The organism is Streptomyces sp. NPDC051963 (assembly GCF_044593495.1).
Classification (GTDB): domain Bacteria; phylum Actinomycetota; class Actinomycetes; order Streptomycetales; family Streptomycetaceae; genus Streptomyces.
Genome location: NZ_JBIUCC010000009.1, coordinates 370,871 through 388,969, shown reverse-complemented (window position 1 = coordinate 388,969; position 18,099 = coordinate 370,871). Strand labels below are relative to the sequence as shown.

Annotated in this window: 16 protein-coding genes and 1 riboswitch; of the genes, 6 read left to right on the top strand and 10 right to left on the bottom strand. The window is 70.4% G+C overall.

Annotated features, from left to right (window positions below; translation table 11 throughout):
* Positions 1 to 8 precede the first annotated feature (8 nt).
* From ACIHFB_RS36210 to fahA, 7 genes are all read right to left on the bottom strand, one after another.
* Positions 9 to 794 carry an ABC transporter ATP-binding protein gene (locus ACIHFB_RS36210; protein WP_365281305.1) on the bottom strand — a complete coding sequence of 262 codons (786 nt, stop codon included), beginning with the start codon at positions 792 to 794 and terminating at the stop codon, positions 9 to 11.
* The gene (locus ACIHFB_RS36205; RefSeq protein ID WP_400129106.1) at positions 778 to 1,659 is read right to left on the bottom strand and encodes an ABC transporter permease; all 882 of its coding nucleotides are present in this window, start codon (positions 1,657 to 1,659) and stop codon (positions 778 to 780) included. Before ACIHFB_RS36205 ends, ACIHFB_RS36210 begins: the two co-directional genes overlap by 17 nt.
* Complete coding sequence (locus ACIHFB_RS36200; RefSeq protein WP_400129105.1) at positions 1,656 to 2,996, bottom strand: ABC transporter substrate-binding protein; 1,341 nt, start codon at positions 2,994 to 2,996, stop codon at positions 1,656 to 1,658. Before ACIHFB_RS36200 ends, ACIHFB_RS36205 begins: the two co-directional genes overlap by 4 nt.
* Positions 2,997 to 3,011: 15 nt before the next feature.
* Entirely contained in the window at positions 3,012 to 3,239 is a 228-nt protein-coding gene (locus ACIHFB_RS36195) for a ferredoxin family protein (protein ID WP_010986276.1), read from the bottom strand.
* A 29-nt stretch (positions 3,240 to 3,268) separates the two neighbouring features.
* Positions 3,269 to 4,057, bottom strand: coding sequence for a GntR family transcriptional regulator (locus ACIHFB_RS36190; RefSeq protein ID WP_400129104.1), 789 nt, complete (start codon positions 4,055 to 4,057; stop codon positions 3,269 to 3,271).
* Between the two features lie 296 nt (positions 4,058 to 4,353).
* Positions 4,354 to 5,295: a M56 family metallopeptidase gene (locus ACIHFB_RS36185; protein WP_400129189.1), complete on the bottom strand. Its 942-nt coding sequence runs from the start codon at positions 5,293 to 5,295 to the stop codon at positions 4,354 to 4,356.
* 247 nt (positions 5,296 to 5,542) lie between these two features.
* Positions 5,543 to 6,763, bottom strand: a complete 1,221-nt coding sequence (fahA, locus tag ACIHFB_RS36180) for a fumarylacetoacetase (protein WP_400129103.1) — start codon at positions 6,761 to 6,763, stop codon at positions 5,543 to 5,545.
* A gap of 251 nt (positions 6,764 to 7,014) precedes the next feature.
* On the opposite strand from fahA, the gene ACIHFB_RS36175 reads away from it, so the two are divergent.
* Complete coding sequence (locus tag ACIHFB_RS36175; protein ID WP_365281290.1) at positions 7,015 to 7,827, top strand: HAD family hydrolase; 813 nt, start codon at positions 7,015 to 7,017, stop codon at positions 7,825 to 7,827.
* A 38-nt stretch (positions 7,828 to 7,865) separates the two neighbouring features.
* On the opposite strand, the gene ACIHFB_RS36170 is transcribed toward ACIHFB_RS36175, so the two are convergent.
* The 3 genes from ACIHFB_RS36170 to ACIHFB_RS36160 form a co-directional block, all read right to left on the bottom strand.
* Complete coding sequence (locus ACIHFB_RS36170; protein ID WP_400129102.1) at positions 7,866 to 8,348, bottom strand: transglycosylase SLT domain-containing protein; 483 nt, start codon at positions 8,346 to 8,348, stop codon at positions 7,866 to 7,868.
* A gap of 3 nt (positions 8,349 to 8,351) precedes the next feature.
* A riboswitch (cyclic di-AMP (ydaO/yuaA leader) is annotated at positions 8,352 to 8,514 on the bottom strand.
* Between the two features lie 283 nt (positions 8,515 to 8,797).
* Positions 8,798 to 10,786: a CocE/NonD family hydrolase gene (locus tag ACIHFB_RS36165; RefSeq protein WP_365281663.1), complete on the bottom strand. Its 1,989-nt coding sequence runs from the start codon at positions 10,784 to 10,786 to the stop codon at positions 8,798 to 8,800.
* Positions 10,787 to 10,802: 16 nt separating this feature from the next.
* Positions 10,803 to 12,305 carry a peptide MFS transporter gene (locus ACIHFB_RS36160; RefSeq protein ID WP_365281284.1) on the bottom strand — a complete coding sequence of 501 codons (1,503 nt, stop codon included), beginning with the start codon at positions 12,303 to 12,305 and terminating at the stop codon, positions 10,803 to 10,805.
* A gap of 206 nt (positions 12,306 to 12,511) precedes the next feature.
* Here ACIHFB_RS36160 and ACIHFB_RS36155 point away from each other — a divergent pair, with 206 nt between their 5' ends.
* The 5 genes from ACIHFB_RS36155 (at position 12,512) to ACIHFB_RS36135 (ending at position 18,097) form a co-directional block, all read left to right on the top strand.
* The gene (locus tag ACIHFB_RS36155) at positions 12,512 to 13,522 is read left to right on the top strand and encodes a polyprenyl synthetase family protein (RefSeq protein ID WP_365281281.1); all 1,011 of its coding nucleotides are present in this window, start codon (positions 12,512 to 12,514) and stop codon (positions 13,520 to 13,522) included.
* Positions 13,523 to 13,679: 157 nt separating this feature from the next.
* Positions 13,680 to 14,681, top strand: a complete 1,002-nt coding sequence (locus ACIHFB_RS36150; protein ID WP_400129101.1) for a CHRD domain-containing protein — start codon at positions 13,680 to 13,682, stop codon at positions 14,679 to 14,681.
* Between the two features lie 293 nt (positions 14,682 to 14,974).
* The gene (locus ACIHFB_RS36145; protein WP_400129100.1) at positions 14,975 to 16,174 is read left to right on the top strand and encodes an outer membrane lipoprotein carrier protein LolA; all 1,200 of its coding nucleotides are present in this window, start codon (positions 14,975 to 14,977) and stop codon (positions 16,172 to 16,174) included.
* Between the two features lie 62 nt (positions 16,175 to 16,236).
* The gene (locus ACIHFB_RS36140) at positions 16,237 to 17,211 is read left to right on the top strand and encodes an ABC transporter ATP-binding protein (protein ID WP_400129099.1); all 975 of its coding nucleotides are present in this window, start codon (positions 16,237 to 16,239) and stop codon (positions 17,209 to 17,211) included.
* The gene (locus ACIHFB_RS36135) at positions 17,198 to 18,097 is read left to right on the top strand and encodes an ABC transporter permease (protein WP_400129098.1); all 900 of its coding nucleotides are present in this window, start codon (positions 17,198 to 17,200) and stop codon (positions 18,095 to 18,097) included. Before ACIHFB_RS36140 ends, ACIHFB_RS36135 begins: the two co-directional genes overlap by 14 nt.
* Positions 18,098 to 18,099: the final 2 nt, after the last annotated feature.

The following is an 18,099-nucleotide window of genomic DNA, read 5'->3' as shown; positions in this document are numbered from 1 at the left end:
GGTGCCTTTCAAGTACCGAGTGAGCTGAGGACGTCGCGGCGCAGGGCGACGCGGGCCGGGTCGTCGTGGGCGGTACGGTCGCGCGGACGCGGCACGTCGCGTACGGAGACCGGTCGGCCGGCGCCGAGCAGCGCTACCCGGTCGCCTAGGAACAGGGCCTCGTCCACGTCGTGGGTGACGAACACGACGGTCGCGCCGGTGCCCCGCAACACCTCCACCAGCAGTTCCTGCATGCCGGACCGGGTCTGGGCGTCGAGGGCGCCGAAGGGCTCGTCCATGAGGACGGCGCGCGGGCTGCCGGCCAGGGCGCGGGCCAGCTGTGCGCGCTGGCGCTGGCCGCCGGAGACGCGGTGCGGCAACTGCCGTGCCTGCGCGGCGAGTCCGACGCGGGCGAGCCAGGAGTCGGCCTGGGTGCGGCGTTCGGCCCGCGGGAACCCCTTGATGGCGAGCGGAAGTTCGAGGTTGGCGCGCAGGGTGCGCCAGGGCAGCAGGGCGTCCTCCTGGAAGACCAGCGCGCGGTCGGCGGACGGTCCGGGCAGCGGGTTCCCGTCCTGCTCGATCGATCCGGCGAGCGCGGGCAGCAGGCCCGCGAGCGTGCGCAGCAAGGTCGACTTGCCGCAGCCCGAGGGGCCGACGACGGTGAGGATCTCACCGGGTGCCACGTCCAGGTCGACGCCGGTCAGGACCGGGGCGCCGGGCCGGCCGAGCACGGCGGCGCGGAGGGTGAGCCGGGTGCCGTGCGCGGCCTGTGCTTCGGCCGCCGTGTCGGCGAGGGTCTCAGACGAGGTGCTCATCACGCGCTCCCTCCGTCTCGTTCTTCGTGGGTACGGGGGCGGCGGCGGTGGACGCGGTGGCGGTGGCCCGGAGTGTCCGGGGCCGGGGCCGGGCACCGGGGACGTACGACGTGCGGGGCAGCCAGCGGGTCAGCCGGCGGCCCAGGAGTTCCACGGCCGTGGAGGTGGCCCAGCCGAGTACGCCGATCGTGACCATGCCGACGAACACGCCCGGGTAGTCGACGACCGTGTAGTCCTGCCAGGTGCGGTAGCCGACGCCGTACTGGCCGGAGATCATCTCGGCGGAGATCACACAGATCCACGAGACGCCGATGCCGACCGACAGACCGCCGAAGATGCCGGGCAGGGCGCCCGGCAGGACGACCGAGCCGAGGATCCGCCACCGGCCGCCGCCCATGGTGAGAACTGCCTCCTCCCACACGGGAGTCAGGGCGCGGACCGCGTGCCGGGTGGAGACCAGGACGGGGAAGAAGGCGGCCGTGCAGGTGATGAAGACGATGCCCTGTTCGTTGGAGGGGAAGAGGAGGATCGCGACGGGGACGAGGGCGATCGCCGGGATCGGGCGGATCACCTCCAGGACGGGGCCGAGCAGGTCCTCGGCGAGCCGGGAGCGGGCCACGAGCACGCCGGTGGCCATGCCCAGGACGGCGGCCAGCAGGAAGCCGGTGAGGATGCGGGTGAGGCTGTCGGTGAGGTCCGTCCAGTAGTCGGGGCCGGTCACGCGGTCGGCGAAGGCTCGGGCCACGTCCGCGACGGTGGGGAACTGCGAGAAGCGCAGCCACAGGTCGACGTTCAGGCTGGTCAGCAGTTGCCAGAGGCCGAGGGCGGCAGCCAGGGCGGACACCCGCAGCGCATACCGGGTCACGACGCCCGCTCCAGCGCGTCGGCGTATGTGATGACGCGGGCGCCTCCGTGACCGGCGACGTACGCCTGCGCGGTGGCCGGTGCGACGAAGGGGAGGAGCTGATCGCCGTCGGCGACCCATACCGCCTTGTCGGCGAACCACAGGGTGCCGGTGGTGGCGTCGGGGACGTAGGCGGCGCGGATGCCGTCCTGGTGCTGAGCGACGTAACTCAGCAGCTCAGCGGCGGACTTGAAGCTGCGCGTCTGCTCGGCGCCCTTGGGCCAGACCTCGCCGGCGGCCGGTGCGGGCGTGGTGGCGAGTCGCTTCGCGTAGTCCGCGCCGAGGGCCTTCTTGACGTACTGGTCGTCGACGAAGGAGTCGACGTCCACGTCGCCGGTCAGCTTGGCCGACTTCAGGACCGAGACGTCGTCCTTCAGGGCGGAGATCAGCTGGGGCTTGATCGCCGGGTCGAAGGTGGCGATGCCGTGGGCGCCGTTGTAGAGGTAGACGACCTCGGCGGGCAGGCCGGTGGCCTCGGCGACCTTCTCGGCGGCAGCGACGGGGTGGTCGTCGAGGTAGTCGGTGGCCTCAGCCTGCGCTTTGAGGAAGGCCTCCAGGACGGCGGGCCGCTGCTGGGCGAAGTCCTCGCGGGCGGTGACGCCGTGGAAGGTGGGGAGGTTCAGCTGGGCGCCGTCGTACAGGGCCTTCGCCTTGCCCTGGTAGGCGAGCAGGCCGGGCCAGGCGACGAACTGCGAGAGGGCGTCCGCGCTGCTGGAGGAGAGGGCCGAAGCGCCCACCGCGGGCTGCTGGTTGAGCTTCTCGATGTCGTCGTCCGGGTCGATGCCGGCGCGCTGGAGGGCTCGTACGAGGGTGCCGTCGGCGGCCGAGCCGATGCTGGTCGACACCTTCTTGCCGCGCAGGTCGGCGAGGGAGGCCAACTCCGAGTCGGGGGAGGTGACGACGGTGTTGAGGCCGCCGCGGAGGTTGTAGCCGGTGACGGAGACGAGGTGGGTGGGCTTGCCGAGTTGCTTGCCCCGGGCGGCGTTGATGAGGAGCGGGAAGTCGCCCATCGAACCGATGTCGATCTTCCCCGCGGTCATCTGGGCCGTGATGGGGGCACCGGTGGCGTAGTCCTGCCAGTCCACCTTGTAGGTGATGCCGTCGTGAAGGGAGTTCAGCTGTTTCTCGAAGGAGCCGAGGGAGCGCAGCAGGGTTCCGGCCGTGACCGTGTTGATGGTCTTGGACTGGTAGCCGACGGTCACGGTGACCGTGGAGCCGTCACCCGCCTCGGCGCTGCCGCCGCAGGCCGTCAAGGGAGCCAGCAGCAGGATTCCCGCGGCAACTGCTTTGTGTTTCATACGGGTTCGGGCCTCTCACCGGAGCAGATAGGGCATGTTGACCGTCACGGCTCCGGTGGGACAGCGGGCCGCGCACGGACCGCAGTACCAGCACTCGTCGACGTGCATGTACGCCTTGCCGTTGCTCTCGTCGATGGCGAGGGAGTCCAGCGGGCACATGTCCACGCAGAGCGTGCAGCCGTCGATGCACTTCGACTCGTCGATGGTCACGGGCACGTCGGCCCGCTGGGGCGCCAAGGGCATGGCTGTCTCCAGGAAAGAGGCAAGCAGGGTCAGAGGGAGCGGTGCAGCAGGCCGCTCATCGTGATGCGGTCGCCGCGGAAGCGGATGAACTCCAGGTCGACCGGGCGGCCGTCGGCCAGGTGCGTGAGGCGTTCCAGCATCAGGACGGCCGTGCCGCGCGGGGCTTCGAGTACGGCGGCGGAGTGGGCGTCCGCGTTCACCGCCTCCAGGGTGATCTCCGCGTGGCCGAGGCGCTGTCCGGTGATCGTCTCCAGCAGGCGGAAGACGTCGGTGTTCTCGAGGTCGGCGCCGAGCAGGTCGGTGCCGATGTCCAGCGGGATGTAGGTGAGGTCCAGGGAGAGGGGGAGGGCGTTCAGACGGCGCAGGCGTTCGATGTAGAGGACGTCGGTGCCGGGCGGGATGCGCAGGCGTTCGGCCACGGGGGTGGGGGCGGGGGCGGGGCCCATCGTGCGGACCTCGTTGGTGACCCGGCCGTGTTCGAGGAGGGTTTCCGCGAGGCCCATCAGGCGGTCGAGACCGTGCGGGTACTTCTGGGCGACGACCACCGTGCCGACGCCGGGGAGGCGTTCCACCAGGCCTTCCGCGCGGAGCAGATCCAGGGCCTGGCGGACCGTGTTGCGGGAGGCTCGGTAGTCGGTGGCGAGGGCCGACTCATGGGGGAGGGTGCCGTCCGGGAAACCGTCGGTGAGGAGCTGGTGGCGGAGGAGGTCGGCGAGTTGGCGGGCCTGGTCCGCGCGCAGCCGGCGCCGCGCGCGGTGGGCGGCGACGGTGGTCGCGCCCTGGCCGGCGTGGTCTCGGATGCGGTCGGAGGGGGGCATGTTTTGAACCATAGCGATCCGGTAGGGAAAGCAGTGTTGCGGGAATGTTGCGCCACCAGGGGCTCCGCCGGCTTGGCCGTTGAGCTGGGGTTTTTGGAGGCTGCAGGGGAGATCTGCCACCCGGGTTCGCGGCCTGCCCGGGGTGAGGACTGGGCGGGAGGCAGCGGCCACTCGCGGCGGCATGCGACCGACCACGACTGCGACGCCCCCGAGGGGCGCGGGGCTGTATCGATATGCGGCTCCGCCGCGTGGGCGCGACCAGCCCCCACTCGGCCGCAGCCGAATGGCGACCCGACTTACGCCAACGCCGTCAACCCGGGCCCGAAGACGATCAGGAGAGGTAGCAACGGCACCAGCGCGGCCGCGGCCGACGCGAGGGCCCGGTGCCGGCGGCCCAGTCGCGGACGGGGCTCCAGCAACCGGTCCACCCGCTCGCCGAGCAGACGATGGCTGGACGCGCAGGAGAGGACGCCCCGGTGTTGGTTGAGCTCGATCAGCGCCAGCGCGGTCGTCAGATGGCCGCACCGGCGGGACGCCGTGTCGTCCGCGGCGAGTTCGACCAGGCGGTGGGTCTGGTCGCAGAAATGGGCGAACAACGGGATGCGGGGGAATCCGGTGGCCAGCGCGGTGGACAGGTGCAGCAGCCAGTCGTGGTGGGCGCGGGCATGGTCGCGCTCATGGGTGAGGACGGCGTCCAGCTGGTGGTCCGTGAGGCGGTGCAGGGCGCCGGTGGTGACGACCAGCTGGGGCGGGTTGCCGGGCATCCACCAGGCGTCCGGGTACTCGTCCTCCAGGACGAGAAGGGGACCGCGCGCGGCGGCACCCAGTCCGGCCGGCAGCTCGGGGGCGCGTTCGCGCAGGTGCGCTCGGGTCTGGCCGCGACGCCGGCGCGCCTCCACCAGTTCGCGGGCGAGCATCGCCGTCGTCCAGGCGGCACCGCAGGCCAGCAGCAGGGTGAGGGCGGCGGCCCAGGTCGGGGCCGTGGAGAGGTCGTACGCGGCGGTCACCGACGGCGGCGCCGGGGCGAAGACATGGTCACGGACGGTGTGGAAGACGGCGGCCGCGCCCAGCACCAGGGCCGTCAGACAGCACAGCAGCACGGTGGCGACCAGGCACTGCCACACCCACAGCCCGACCACGGGTTCCCGCTCCGGCCACAGGGCTCGCGTCAGCGTACGCGGAACCGGCACGGCGGCCGTGAGGGCGACGACGCTCAGCAGGAGCAGGCAGACAGTCATGCCGAGGGCTCCGGATCCTGGTCGGGAAGAGGTGCGGCTACTCGTGGTGCGGTACGGGTGGCACTTGCGGCGCGGTACGGGGGCGGACGGCGCGACGTACGCGCCGGGCACGCCGCCCGCCGTAAGTATGACGGCGATGGCCGCCCGCGTCATGGGCCAACCGTCACCCGGTTCCCGCCCGGGTCGTGGACAGCCGCCGTCCGAACCCGCCCGAGCCCTGGACAGCGGTCACCCGCCCCGTCCCTCGTCAGCTCCCCGCCACAACCCTCCCGACAACCTCCCCAAGGCCCACCCGAACCCCATCCGCCCCCGGCGCCCACGCCGACAGCGTCACCACATCCCCGTCCTCCAGGAACGTCCGCTTGCCGTCGGGGAGTTCGAGGGCGTCGCGGCCGTTCCAGGTCAGTTCCAGGAGGGAGCCGCGTTCGGACTCAGTGGGGCCGCTGACCGTGCCGGAGCCGTACAGGTCGCCCGTGCGCAGGGAGGCGCCGTTGACGGTCATATGGGCCAGTTGCTGGGCGGCCGTCCAGTACATGGTGGAGAAGGGGGGCTCCGAAATCACGTGGCCGTTGACGGCGACCGAGATACGCAGGTCGTAGCCGCCGGGCTCCACGTCGGATGCGGTGTCGTCCAGATACGGCAGCAACGCGTGCGTGCGCTCCGGCGGCGTCACCCGCGCCGCCTCCAGCGCTTCCAGCGGCGTGATCCACGCCGACACCGACGTCGCGAAGGACTTGCCGAGGAACGGGCCGAGCGGGACGTACTCCCAGGCCTGGATGTCGCGTGCGGACCAGTCGTTGAGGAGGCACAGGCCGAAGACGTGGTCCCGGAAGCCGCCCAGTCCCACCGGTCGGCCCATCGGCGACGGCGCACCCACCACGAAGCCGACCTCCGCCTCGATGTCCAGGCGGACGGACGGGCCGAAGACGGGCGCGGGGTCGGCCGGGGACTTGCGCTGGCCGGACGGTCGTACGACGTCCGTGCCCGAGACGACCACCGTGCCGGAGCGGCCGTGGTAGCCGATCGGCAGATGCTTCCAGTTGGGGGTCAGGGAGTCGGGGGCGTCGGGGCGGAAGATGCGGCCGACGTTCCGGGCGTGGTTCTCGGAGGCGTAGAAGTCGACGTAGTCCGCGACCTCGAAGGGCAGGTGCAGGGTCACGGAGGACAGGGGGTGGAACAGCGGCTCGATGGTCTCGCGGTGGGAGGGGACCGTCAGCCATGCCGTGAGGGCGCGCCGTACGTCCGACCAGGTGGTGCGGCCCGCGGCCAGCAGCGCGTCGAGGGTCGGCCGGGCGAGCAGGGGGGCGTACGGCGAGCCGAGCGCGTGCGCTGCCGCGCCCGCGTCGAGGACGTGGTCGCCGAGCCGGACGCCGACCCTGCGTTCGTCGGTACCGGCGGGGGAGAAGACACCGTACGGAAGGTTGTGCGGGCCGAAGGGGTCGCCCTCGGGGACATCGAAGGGGGGCATGGGTGCTGCCTCTCTCTCGTGCGGTCCGTATGCCTGCTGTGTCATGTGGTCGCGGAACACGTTACGGGTGCGTTGCCCGCCGGGGGAGGCGCAGGTCAGCGGGGTCATGGAGCCGTGGATGCGCCGGCCGGCGGCAAGATCTCAACGAGCCCCGGTTCACGGCGTGTTCGGGACGGTGGGGGCGCATGTGAGCGTGGGAGGCGTCCGGTTCACGTCGAGTCGGTCAGGGATTCTGTCCGTATTCTCTGATCATGGCCGCATCCACCGAATATTCACTCATCGCCACTGACCTGGACGGCACGCTGCTCCGGGGCGATGACACGCTCTCCGACCGGTCGCTCGCCGCGCTTGCGCAGGTGACGGCGTTCGGCGCCCGGCACTTGGTGGTGACGGGGCGTCCGGCCCCGAGAGTGCGGCCGCTGCTCGACATCCTCGGCTGCGGGGGGCTCGCGGTGTGCGGACAGGGCGCGCAGGTGTACGACGCCGGCGCGGACCGTCTGCTGTGGTCCGTCACCCTGGACCGGGAGCTGGCCGAGACCGCGCTCGGCAAGATCGAGGCGGAGGTCGGGCAGGTGTACGCCGCCGTCGACCAGGACGGCGTCGAAGGGCTCACGCTCATCGAGCCGGGGTACCTGATGCCCCACCCGACCCTGCCCGCCGTACGCGTGGGGCGCCGCGACGACCTGTGGTGCGCGCCCATCAGCAAGGTGCTGCTGCGCCATCCCGCGCTGTCCGACGACGAGTTGGCGGCGACGGCGCGATCGGTGGTGGGTTCCCTCGCGACGGTCACCATGTCGGGGCCCGGGACCGTCGAACTCCAGCCATGCGGAGTGACCAAGGCGACCGGTCTCGCGCTGGCGGCCGAGCACCTGGGGCTGGGGCCTCAACAGACCATCGCCTTCGGGGACATGCCCAACGACATTCCCATGTTCGACTGGGCGGCTCGCGGCATTGCCATGGCAAATGCCCATCCCGAACTGAAGGCGGTGGCCGACGAGGTCACCCTGTCGAACGAGGACGACGGCATCGCCGTCGTCCTCGAACGACTCTTCCCGAAGGGGTAGTTCCCGGTGTGCGCCGAAAACTCGGAACGTACCGGGACTCAGTACGCGCCGAAGACGTTGTCGATCGAGCCGTACCGCTGGAACGCGTAGTTGCAGGCGGCGGTGATGTTCGCGACCGGGTCGTACGGGTCGAACGACGTGCCGGCCACGTGGTAGGCCTGGAAGGTCGGGTCGATGACCTGGAGGAGGCCCTTCGACGGGGTGCCCGCGGCGGCGTTGGAGTCCCAGTTGTTGATGGCGTACTGGTTGCCCGAGGACTCCCGCATGATGTTGCGGTAGATGCCGTCGTACGACCCGGGGATTCCGTTCTGCGCCATCACCTGGAGGGACGCCTGGATCCAGCCGTCGAGGCTGTTGGCGTAGCCCAGCGAGGTGGCTGTGGTCACGGTCGGGGTGGCCGCGGAGGCGCTGGTCGCGCCGACGATCGGCAGCGCGAGCACGGCGACGCCGGTGCCGGCGACGGCGATGGCGCGGGTGACGCGGGCGGTTCTGGTGCGGCGGTGCTTTCCGGCTGCAGACATGGCGAAGTTCCTCTCCGGCGCCTGCGAGGTGAGCTGTCGGGTTCGGGCTGGGAGGTGCCCGGCCACGCCCTTACGGGTGCGACTTGACCCCAAGCCGGTCCGGTGTGGTGTCCGGTCCGGCGGCTTACCTGGGTCCCCCGCTCCTGCCGTGCGGTGAGTTCGTCAACGGGTCGTTCGGGCGGCGGCAGGATTAGGCGTCCGCCCGACAGGCCGGGAACGTATGCGAGAGCACATGTCCGGAACAAGTACCGGATTCACACATCGTGCCTATTGACCTTGATCCGAGGGGAATGCGGTGCTTGATCCTTTGCGGTCACAAAGCCCAACTGGCCGCAAAGGGAAGGCGGATCCGGCCATATCTGTGGAGCTCCTGTGCAGGCGCGGACGTGAGTCAAGTCACGTCGATGCACAAGGTTGGCAAATCGGGCAATCAGGCCAAGAGGGTTTTATTAACCGGCCGTTCGCGGGATGCGCTTCTCCCATGTCCGGTGAAAGAGGACCTGACCGCCCTCCGTGCAGATCACCTCGTCGGAGGTGACGAAGTCGTCCCCCTCGCAGCTGATCTCCGAGCGGGTGCGGACGGTGGTGTCCCAGCCCGGCTCCGGACGGTGCAACCGGATCGACCAGTCCGAGCGGGTGCGGGCCGAGAGCGGGTCCCTCTCGTCGATCGTGTACGTCTCCAGCGCTTCCTCGGTGAACTCGAGGCCGTCGGGGTACACGCGCGTGCCGCCGTACCGCGGATCGACCTCCAGGCGCCACGAGCCCCGGGCGACGTCCCGCACCACCAGGCGCTCGGGCCGCGGCTCGTCCAGCGTCGCGGGGAAGTTCACGCCCAGCGGCTCGGCCTGCTCGGGCTCCTCGAAACGGACATTACCGCCCATTTTCGGCTTGCGTACGGGCAGTTCGAGGGAGCTGCCCGCCGGGTCGAGGGTGAAGCCCGCCGCGGAGTCGGGCTGCGGCCAGATCCACGGCCAGTACGCGGAGGAGACGGCGAGCCGGATGCGGTGGCCGGGCGGGAAGACGTGGCCGATGCCGTTCAGCTCGAAGGTCACCTCCTCGGTGGCGCCCGGCGTCCACGGCACGGCCCGCTCGCGCCCCTCCCGCGCCGACAGGTTCAGCACCCCGCGCGTGACCAGGGTCGACGAGCCGTCCGGGGCCACGTCGCAGACCCGGGCGATCACCTGGCCGCGCGGGACGTCCGAGGCCAGCCGCAGCGTCACCCGCGGCCGCCCCAGCACCCAGGTCTCCTCGGCCACCGGGAACTCGAAGCACACCGACCGCGCGTCCTCCTCCCGCTGGTCCGGCGGCAGGTCGGCATCGTTGCCGAAGGGGAAGAAACGGCCGGCGTCGACCCCGGTGTGCATCGGTGACCGTACGAGAGCGGGGGCGCCCTGACAGCCGTACGACACTGTCGTGACGTCGGGAGAGGGCCAGGCGGGCTCCGCGATCCAGCGGCCGGGCAGCGTGTCGTAGAGCGTGGCCGGGGGGTGGGAGTCGGTGACGTAGGCGCGCAGCAGGGGCTCGGGGAGTTCGCCCTTGCCCTTCAGCCAGTGGTCCCACCAGCGCAGCGTCTCCTGGAGGAAGCCGATCGCCGGGCCGGGTGGCAGGCCGCGGTCGGGGTACTGGTGCGACCAGGGCCCGATCAGACCCCGTACGCGATCGGAGGGAAGGTGTTCGACGAGCCGCAGCACCGTGTCGCGGTACGGGTCGTGCCAGCCGCCCACCGCGAGGACCGCCGCCTTGATCGCGCCGTAGTCCTCGCAGACGCTGCCGCGGCGCCAGTAGCGGTCCCGGGTCTGGTGGGCGAGCCAGGTGTGGATGAAGGGTTCGACGGCCTCCAGGCGCTCGACCCACATGTCGCGCCACGCCTCGCCGACGTAGCGCGGATCGGGCGGGCGGGAGACGAAGGCGAGCATGGTGGCGGCCCAGGCGTGCATGTCCACCGCGAGGACGGAACCTCCCATGTAGTGCACGTCGTTGTCATAGCGGTCGTCCGTGGAACAGACCGTGACGACCGCCTTGAGCGGCTCGGGCGCGAGGGCCGCGATCTGGAGGGAGTTGAAGCCACCCCAGGAGATGCCGAACATGCCCACCTTGCCGTCGCACCAGGGCTGCGCCGCCAGCCAGTCGACCACCTCGACCCCGTCGGCCAGCTCCGTCACCGAGTACTCGTCGCCCGGCATGCCCTCGCTGTTGCCGTGTCCGCGCACGTCGACGCGGACGGAGACGTAGCCGTGGCCCGCGTACCAGGGGTGGCGCTGGAAGTCGCGCGGGGCCGTCCAGTCGGTCAGGCGGTACGGGAGGTACTCCAGGAGTGTCGGCACGGGTTCGTCGGTCAGCGGGCGCCACACGCGCGCGTACAGCAGCGTCCCGTCCGACAGCGGGATGCGGAGGTCGTCGTGAGTCGTCTCGTAGGGGAAGGACGTACGGATGTGCATGCTCATCGCAGTGACCTCAGTGGACGGGGTGCATGGTGCGGCGCAGCCAGGGCGCCGCGGCCATCACGGCGAGGCCCGCGGCCACCGCGATCGCGCCGTTGACGCCGAAGTAGGCCGGCTTGGAGACGTCGTCGTAGAGCTTCACCGTCTGGGCCTGGATGCCGTTGGCGAGGGCGAGGGACAGGAACCAGAGGGACATGGTCTGGCTGGCGAAGGCGGCGGGGGCGAGCTTGGTCGTGGCGGACATGCCGGAGGTCTCCAGCAGGATGTCGCCGAGGCCGAGCAGGAAGTAGGAGCCGACGATCCACCAGGCCGACATCAGATAGTCGTCGCCGCTGTGTCCGCTGGTCGGCACCACCATCAGCAGGAAGGACAGCCCGCCGAGCACGACCCCGATCGCGATCTTGTTGGAGGCGTGCGGCTGGCTGTGGCCCATGCGGACCCAGAGCGTGGCGACGACGGGCGCCAGGGCCACCTCGAAGGCGCCCAGTGCGGAGGCGTACCAACTGGTGGGGAAGTCGAAGCCGAGGATCGTCGTCTCGGCGTTCGACGCCGCCAGCAGCATCATCGTCGAGTAGGCCTGGAACAGAATGAAGTTGAAGACGGTCGAGGCCAGGAAGAGAACGATGTACGGACGCAGCCGGCCGCGTTCCGCGGACGTCACGCGCGGGCTCATGAACATCACCGTGAAGTAGACGACCGGGGCGATCACCGAGACCAGGGTGAGCAGGTCGACGAAGCGGTCCATCGTGAGCCAGCCGGCCGCGGCGAGAAGCACGGCGAGGGCGGCCGCCGCCACGACCCCGCCGGTGATCAGCCGGATCGCGCGGAGCATCGCCTCGCGCGAGAGGGCGAATTCGGCCGCGTGCTTGCGCCCGGCCAGGTGACGGCGGCCCGCGACGTACTGGATCAGGCCGAAGGTCATGCCGATCGCGGCGGCCGAGAAACCCCAGTGCCAGCCCTGGTGGTCGCCGAGCCAGCCGGTGATCAGCGGGCCCGCGAAGGCACCGATGTTGATCGCCATGTAGTAGAGCGCGAAACCCGCGTCGCGGCGGTCGTCGTCGGTGGCGTAGAGCTTGCCGACCATCGTGGCGACGTTCGGCTTGAGCAGGCCCGTGCCCGCGCTGATCAGACCGAGGCCCACCCAGGTCATGGTGGCGGTGGGCACCGCCATGGCGTAATGCCCGCAGGCGATCAGGATGCCGCCCCACAGCACCGCGCGGTACGAGCCGAGGATGCGGTCGGCGAGCCAGCCGCCCGCCACGGAGACGAGGTAGACGAGGGTGCCGTAGGCCGCGGAGACGGAGGCGGCCGTTCCGGCGGACATGCCCATACCGCCATGGGCGACGGTGTCGGCGAAGTACAGGACGAGGATGGCCTGCATGCCGAGGAACGAGAAACGCTCCCAGACCTCCAGACCGGAGAGCGTGAGCAGGCCTTTCGGCTGACCGAAGAAGGCGGTGTCGTCCTCGGGCGGCGGATGGCTGCCGGGCTGGGCATCGACGGTGGTTCCGGACACACTCCACTACTTCCGGGTAAGTCGATAGATGTCCATTCTTTTCAGATGATCGAAAACATACCGGTCGTGATCCGATACCGCCCGTGCTGCACGGGTGGGCGGCATCGGTGATCGAAAGATGACCGGATACGCTGACACGAGTGATGGCAGCGACCTATCGACAAGCCGTGTAACCGCAGTAGACACCAGCAGACAGGAGACCCCTCGTGACCGTCGTCGGGCCGTTCGGGCTGAGCGTGCGGGACCAGGCTCTGGAAGCCGATGTCCAGGCCGGATTGGCGGCTGTCGAGGAAGGGTTGCTCGAAGCCACCAAGAGCGAGGTCCCGTTCATCACGGAGGCCGCGCAACATCTGGTACGGGCCGGCGGCAAGCGGTTCCGGCCACTGCTCGTGATGCTCGCCGCGCAGTTCGGGGACCCGTATGCGCCGGGTGTCGTGCCGTCCGCGGTGGTCGTCGAGCTGACCCACCTCGCGACGCTGTACCACGACGACGTGATGGACGAGGCGGCCGTACGGCGCGGGGTGCCCAGCGCGAACGTCCGCTGGGGCAACTCGGTCGCGGTCCTCACCGGTGACTTCCTGTTCGCCCGGGCCTCGCACACGCTCGCCGATCTCGGTCCGGAGGCGGTGCGGGTACAGGCCGAGGCGTTCGAGCGGCTGGTGACCGGGCAGATCCTGGAGACGGCCGGGCCCACGGACGGTCGGGATCCGGTCGAGCACTACTTGGACGTCCTGGCCGGAAAGACCGGTTCGCTGGTCGCGGTGTCGTGCCGGTTCGGGGCGATGATGTCGGGCGCCGACGAGACGGTGGTCGACGTGCTGACGCAGTACGGGGAGCGGCTGGGAGTCGCCTTCCAGCTCGCGGACGACGTGCTGGACATCGCCTCCGAGGCACGCGAGTCCGGGAAGACGCCCGGGACCGATCTGCGCGAGGGCATCCCCACGCTTCCGGTGCTGCGGCTGCGTGAGCGGGCGGCCCGGCTGGGGCTGGCCGAGGATGTCGCGCTGTGCGAACTGCTCGACTCCGACCTGAGCGACGATGCGCGGCTCGCGGAGGCTCTGTCGGGGTTGCGTGGGCATCCGGCGCTGGAGCAGGCGCGGCGGGACACCGTGCGGTACGCGGAGGATGCGCGGGCCGCGTTGGCTCCGCTGCGGGAGTGCGACGCGAAGGCGGCACTGCTGGAGTTGTGCGACGCCGTGGTGCATCGGGCCGGTTAGCCCCTCGCCCCGAGAGGCGCCGGCCGACACGGACGGACGTACGTGATACAGGTCACAGTTCTGGACTGAGTCCAAATTAAGATCGCCTCCGTATTCATGCCCAGAAGCTGACGCAGGGGGCGTCGGCTGCATTACGGGGAGAAAAAAGAAAATGGGCATGAAAGCGACGTTCTCAACGCGCCGTAAGAGCCTGATCGTCACCGCTGTCGCGGTGGCCACCGCCGGTGGTGTCGCCGCCGCGGTGATTCCCGCCTTCGCCGCCGGAGGCAACCGCGCCGACCACGCGGGCCACACCGGAGGCGAAAGCATCGTGAGCCAGAGCGGCACCGTGTCGGGCGGCAGGGGCGGGACCATCCTCGCCGCCAGTCTGCGGGGCGCCGAGGAGGTGCCCGTGGAGGGCGGTCCGGCCGTCGGGGACAAGGACGGCGCCGCGCTCGAGTTCGTGAAGGTGCACGGCAAGACCGTGTCCGTCGCCGTGAAGTGGCGCGGCACCGGCAAGCCGACCCTCCTCCACATCCACCAGGGGGCCAAGGGCACCAACGGCGGCATCAAGGTCGACTTCACCAAGCTGCTCGCGGGCAGCAAGGGCAAGACCGTCACCGGCAGCGTCAAGGTCGACGACCCCGCCCTGCTCAACTCGCTGAAGTCCGACCCCGGTTCGTTCTACGCCAACCTGCACACGGCACAGTTCCCGGGCGGGGCCGTCCGCGGTCAGCTGCACAAGGTGACCACGGCCTTCGACTTCCGCGACGCACTCGACAACTTCCAGGCATCCGTCCTCAAGGGCAAGCAGATCTACGAGTGCAAGCCGGCCGAGGGCGGCGGGTACGCCTTCGCCCAGCGGGACGTCGCCGCCGTGCTCGCCGGCCCGATCGCGCACTCCTTCGTGAAGCCCAACTCCGGTACGCCGCAGTGGATCGCGCCCGACCGCAGCGCCGTCACCGGATCCGTCATCAGCAAGACGTCCAACGGCGACGCGAACATCCCGGAGCTGGACCTCAAGGCCACCCAGTCCGGCAAGCACCGCGGGCTCCTCGCGAACACGGCGGAGATCCTCCGGCTGAACACCGTCGGCGGCGTCGCCCCGGCCGGCTCCTGCGAGCCGGGTGCCGTCGTCGGCGTGCCCTACCAGGCGGACTACGTGTTCATCCAGCGCTGATCCAGCAGTGCTGGTCTGATCCAGGCAGCGCTGATCCACGCAGCGCTGATCCACAAGAAAGGGCGGCGTCCTCTCCGCACGACCCCTACGGGTCGGGGGAGGCGTCGCCCTCGTGTGTCATACCGCAGCAGTACATGGAGTTGGCTCCGCAGGTTGACGTTTCCCTCCCGCCGATTTGGTCAACTGGAGACCACGGAAAACACCACTCCTCACCGATTCGGGTGAGAATGGCGGCTCAGGGGACGTAGTGCAGTTGAGCGACAGCCGCCGCCGACGACGGAGGTAAGGCACACATGGCACCGTACGAAACCGACGACAGCACGACCGCCGGGGAGGCCGACGACCTCCGCGCCGGACGCCGCAAGGCCGCGCGCTACGTCGTCCCGGTCGCGGTGGTGGGCGTGGCCGCAGCGACCATCGGGCTCGTCCCGGCGATCGCCGACTCCGGCGACCCCGACCTGCCCAAGATCACCGCCCAGCAACTCATCGAGAAGATCGCTGCATCGGACGTGGAGCAGCTGTCCGGCACGGTGAAGGTCAGCACGGATCTCGGACTGCCGGACATCGGGGGTCTGGAGAGCAGTCTGATGTCCGGCGCGACCCAGCCGGGCGACGGCTCGTCCGCCGACCCGAGTTCCAAGCTGATGGAGCTGGCGTCCGGCACGCACACGCTGCGCGTCGCCGCCGACGGCCCGGACAAGCAGAAGCTCTCGCTGCTGGAGAACGCGGCGGAGTACAGCCTGATCCACAACGGCAAGGACGTCTGGGGCTACGACAGCTCGTCCAACGAGGTCTTCCACGGCACCGCCGCCGAGAGCGCGGACGGGAAGACCAAGGAAGACACTCCCACCACACCGCAGGACCTCGCCGAGGAGGCCCTGAAGTCGGTCGACGACACGACCTCCGTGACCGTCGACGGCACCGCGCAGATCGCGGGCCGGGATGCCTACCGGCTGGTCATCAAGCCGAAGGACTCCGGCTCCACGGTCGGCGCGATCACCATAGGCGTGGACTCCAAGACCGGTCTGCCGCTGAAGTTCACGCTGACCCCGGCCGGCGGCGGCGCCGCCGTCGTGGACGCGGGCTTCACCCAGGTCAGCTTCTCCAAGCCGGCCGCCTCGACCTTCGACTTCACCCCGCCCAAGGGTGCGAAGGTCACCGAGGAGGGCGAGGTCGCGGCCGAGGAGCACGCTCCCGCCCAGAAGCCGGAATCGACGGTTCCCTCCGAGGAGGGCCCGGAGACCATCGGTGAGGGCTGGAACTCCATCGCGGTCTTCGACACCGGCGGCGAGGGCATGCCCTCCGGCGCCGAGGCCGGCGGCGAGTTCGGTGGCTTCCTCGACTCCCTCGGCGACAAGGTGACCGGCAAGTTCGGCGAGGGCACGGTCTTCAAGACCCGCCTGATCAACGCCCTGATGACGGACGACGGCAAGGTCTACGTCGGCGCGGTCACGAAGGACGCCCTGGTGAAGGCGGCCGACGCGGCCAAGTAACAGCCGGACGCAGAACACTCGTACGCGAAGTACCGTACGCGTACGACGAATCGAGGGAGCCGATGGACGAGCCGCCCGCCACGGAGCCGGACGCGGAGGGTGTGGGTGACGGCGTCATCCAGACCCGTGCGCTCAGCAAGCGCTACCGCGGCGGGCAGCTCGCCGTCGACGGTCTGGATCTGACCGTCCCGGCGGGCAGCGTCTTCGGCTTCCTCGGTCCGAACGGCTCGGGGAAGACGACCACCATCCGCATGCTGATGGGGCTCATCGAGCCGACCTCCGGCACGGCACGCGTGCTCGGCCGGCCCATGCCGCGGGCCACGCGCACCGTGCTGCCGCACGTCGGCGCGCTCATCGAGGGGCCCGCGCTGTACGGCTTCCTCTCCGGCCGCGACAACCTCATCCGGTACGACGCCGCCGACCCGACCGCCGACCCGCGCACCCGGCGTGCGCGCGTCGCGGCCGCGCTGGACCGGGTGGGCCTGACGGCGGCCGGGAGCAAGAAGACGAAGGCCTACTCCCTGGGGATGAAGCAGCGGCTCGGACTGGCCGCCGCTCTGCTCCAGCCCCGCCGCCTCCTCGTCCTCGACGAGCCGACGAACGGCCTCGACCCGCAGGGCATGCGCGAGATCCGCTCCCTGATCAGGGAGCTGGCCTCGGACGGCACGACCGTCTTCCTCTCCTCCCATCTGCTCGACGAGATCGAGCAGGTGTGCAGCCATGCCGCCGTCATGGCGCAGGGGCGGCTCATCACCCAGGGTGCGGTGGCGGATCTGGCGGCCGGGGCGCGCGGACGCCTGGTCGTCACGACGCCCGACGCCGGCGACGCGGCCCGGGTACTGAAGGAGCAGGGCGCGGCCGATGTCATCGCCGAGGACGACCGGGTCACGGCGGAACCACCGGACCGCGATCTTGCCGAGGTGAACGCCGCGTTGGTGTCGGCAGGCATCCGGGTCCGCGGCTTCGGGGTCGAACGGGCCTCCCTGGAGGACGCGTTCGTGGCGCTGACGGGGGAGGGCTTCGATGTCGCAGGTTGAGCTGGTCGGGTCGAGTGAGGTCCAAGTCCCGCGGCCGCAGAGCCCGTTGTGGACGTTCGGCCTCCTCCGCAGCGAGCTGGTGACGACGTTCCGACGCTGGCGCACGCTCGCACTCCTCGGTGTGCTGGCCGCCGTACCCGTCCTGGTCGGGATCGCCGTCAAGATCGAGACGAGCGACGGTTCGGGCATGGGGGGTGGTGGCGGAGGCGGCGAGGGGCCGGCGTTCATCTCGCAGATCACCAACAACGGCCTGTTCCTGGTCTTCACCGCGCTCGCCGCCACGCTTCCGTTCTTCCTGCCCATGGCCATCGGCGTCATCGCGGGCGACGCGATCGCCGGCGAGGCCAACGCGGGGACGCTGCGCTATCTGCTCGTCGCCCCGGCCGGCCGCACCCGTCTGCTGCTCACCAAGTACGCGACCACGATGGCCTTCTGCGTGGTGGCCACGCTGGTGGTCGCGGTCTCGGCGCTCACGGTCGGCGCGTTGCTCTTCCCGCTCGGCGATCTGACGACGATCTCCGGCACGCAGATCAGCTTCGCCGAGGGCCTGGGCCGGGCCCTGCTGATCGCGCTGGTCGTCGCCGCGTCGCTGATCGGCGTGGCGGCCCTCGGCCTCTTCGTCTCCACCCTCACCAACAGCGGCATCGCGGCGATGGCGACGACGGTCGGCCTGCTGATCACCATCCAGATCCTCGACCAGATCCCCCAGCTCCACGCGCTCCAGCCGTACTTCTTCTCCCACTACTGGCTGTCCTTCGCCGACCTCATGCGCGACCCCGTCTACTGGGACGACCTGGTGAAGAACCTTGGACTGCAAGGCCTCTACGCGGCGGTGTTCGGCGCGGCCGCGTGGGCGCGGTTCACTACGAAGGACATCACCGCGTAGAC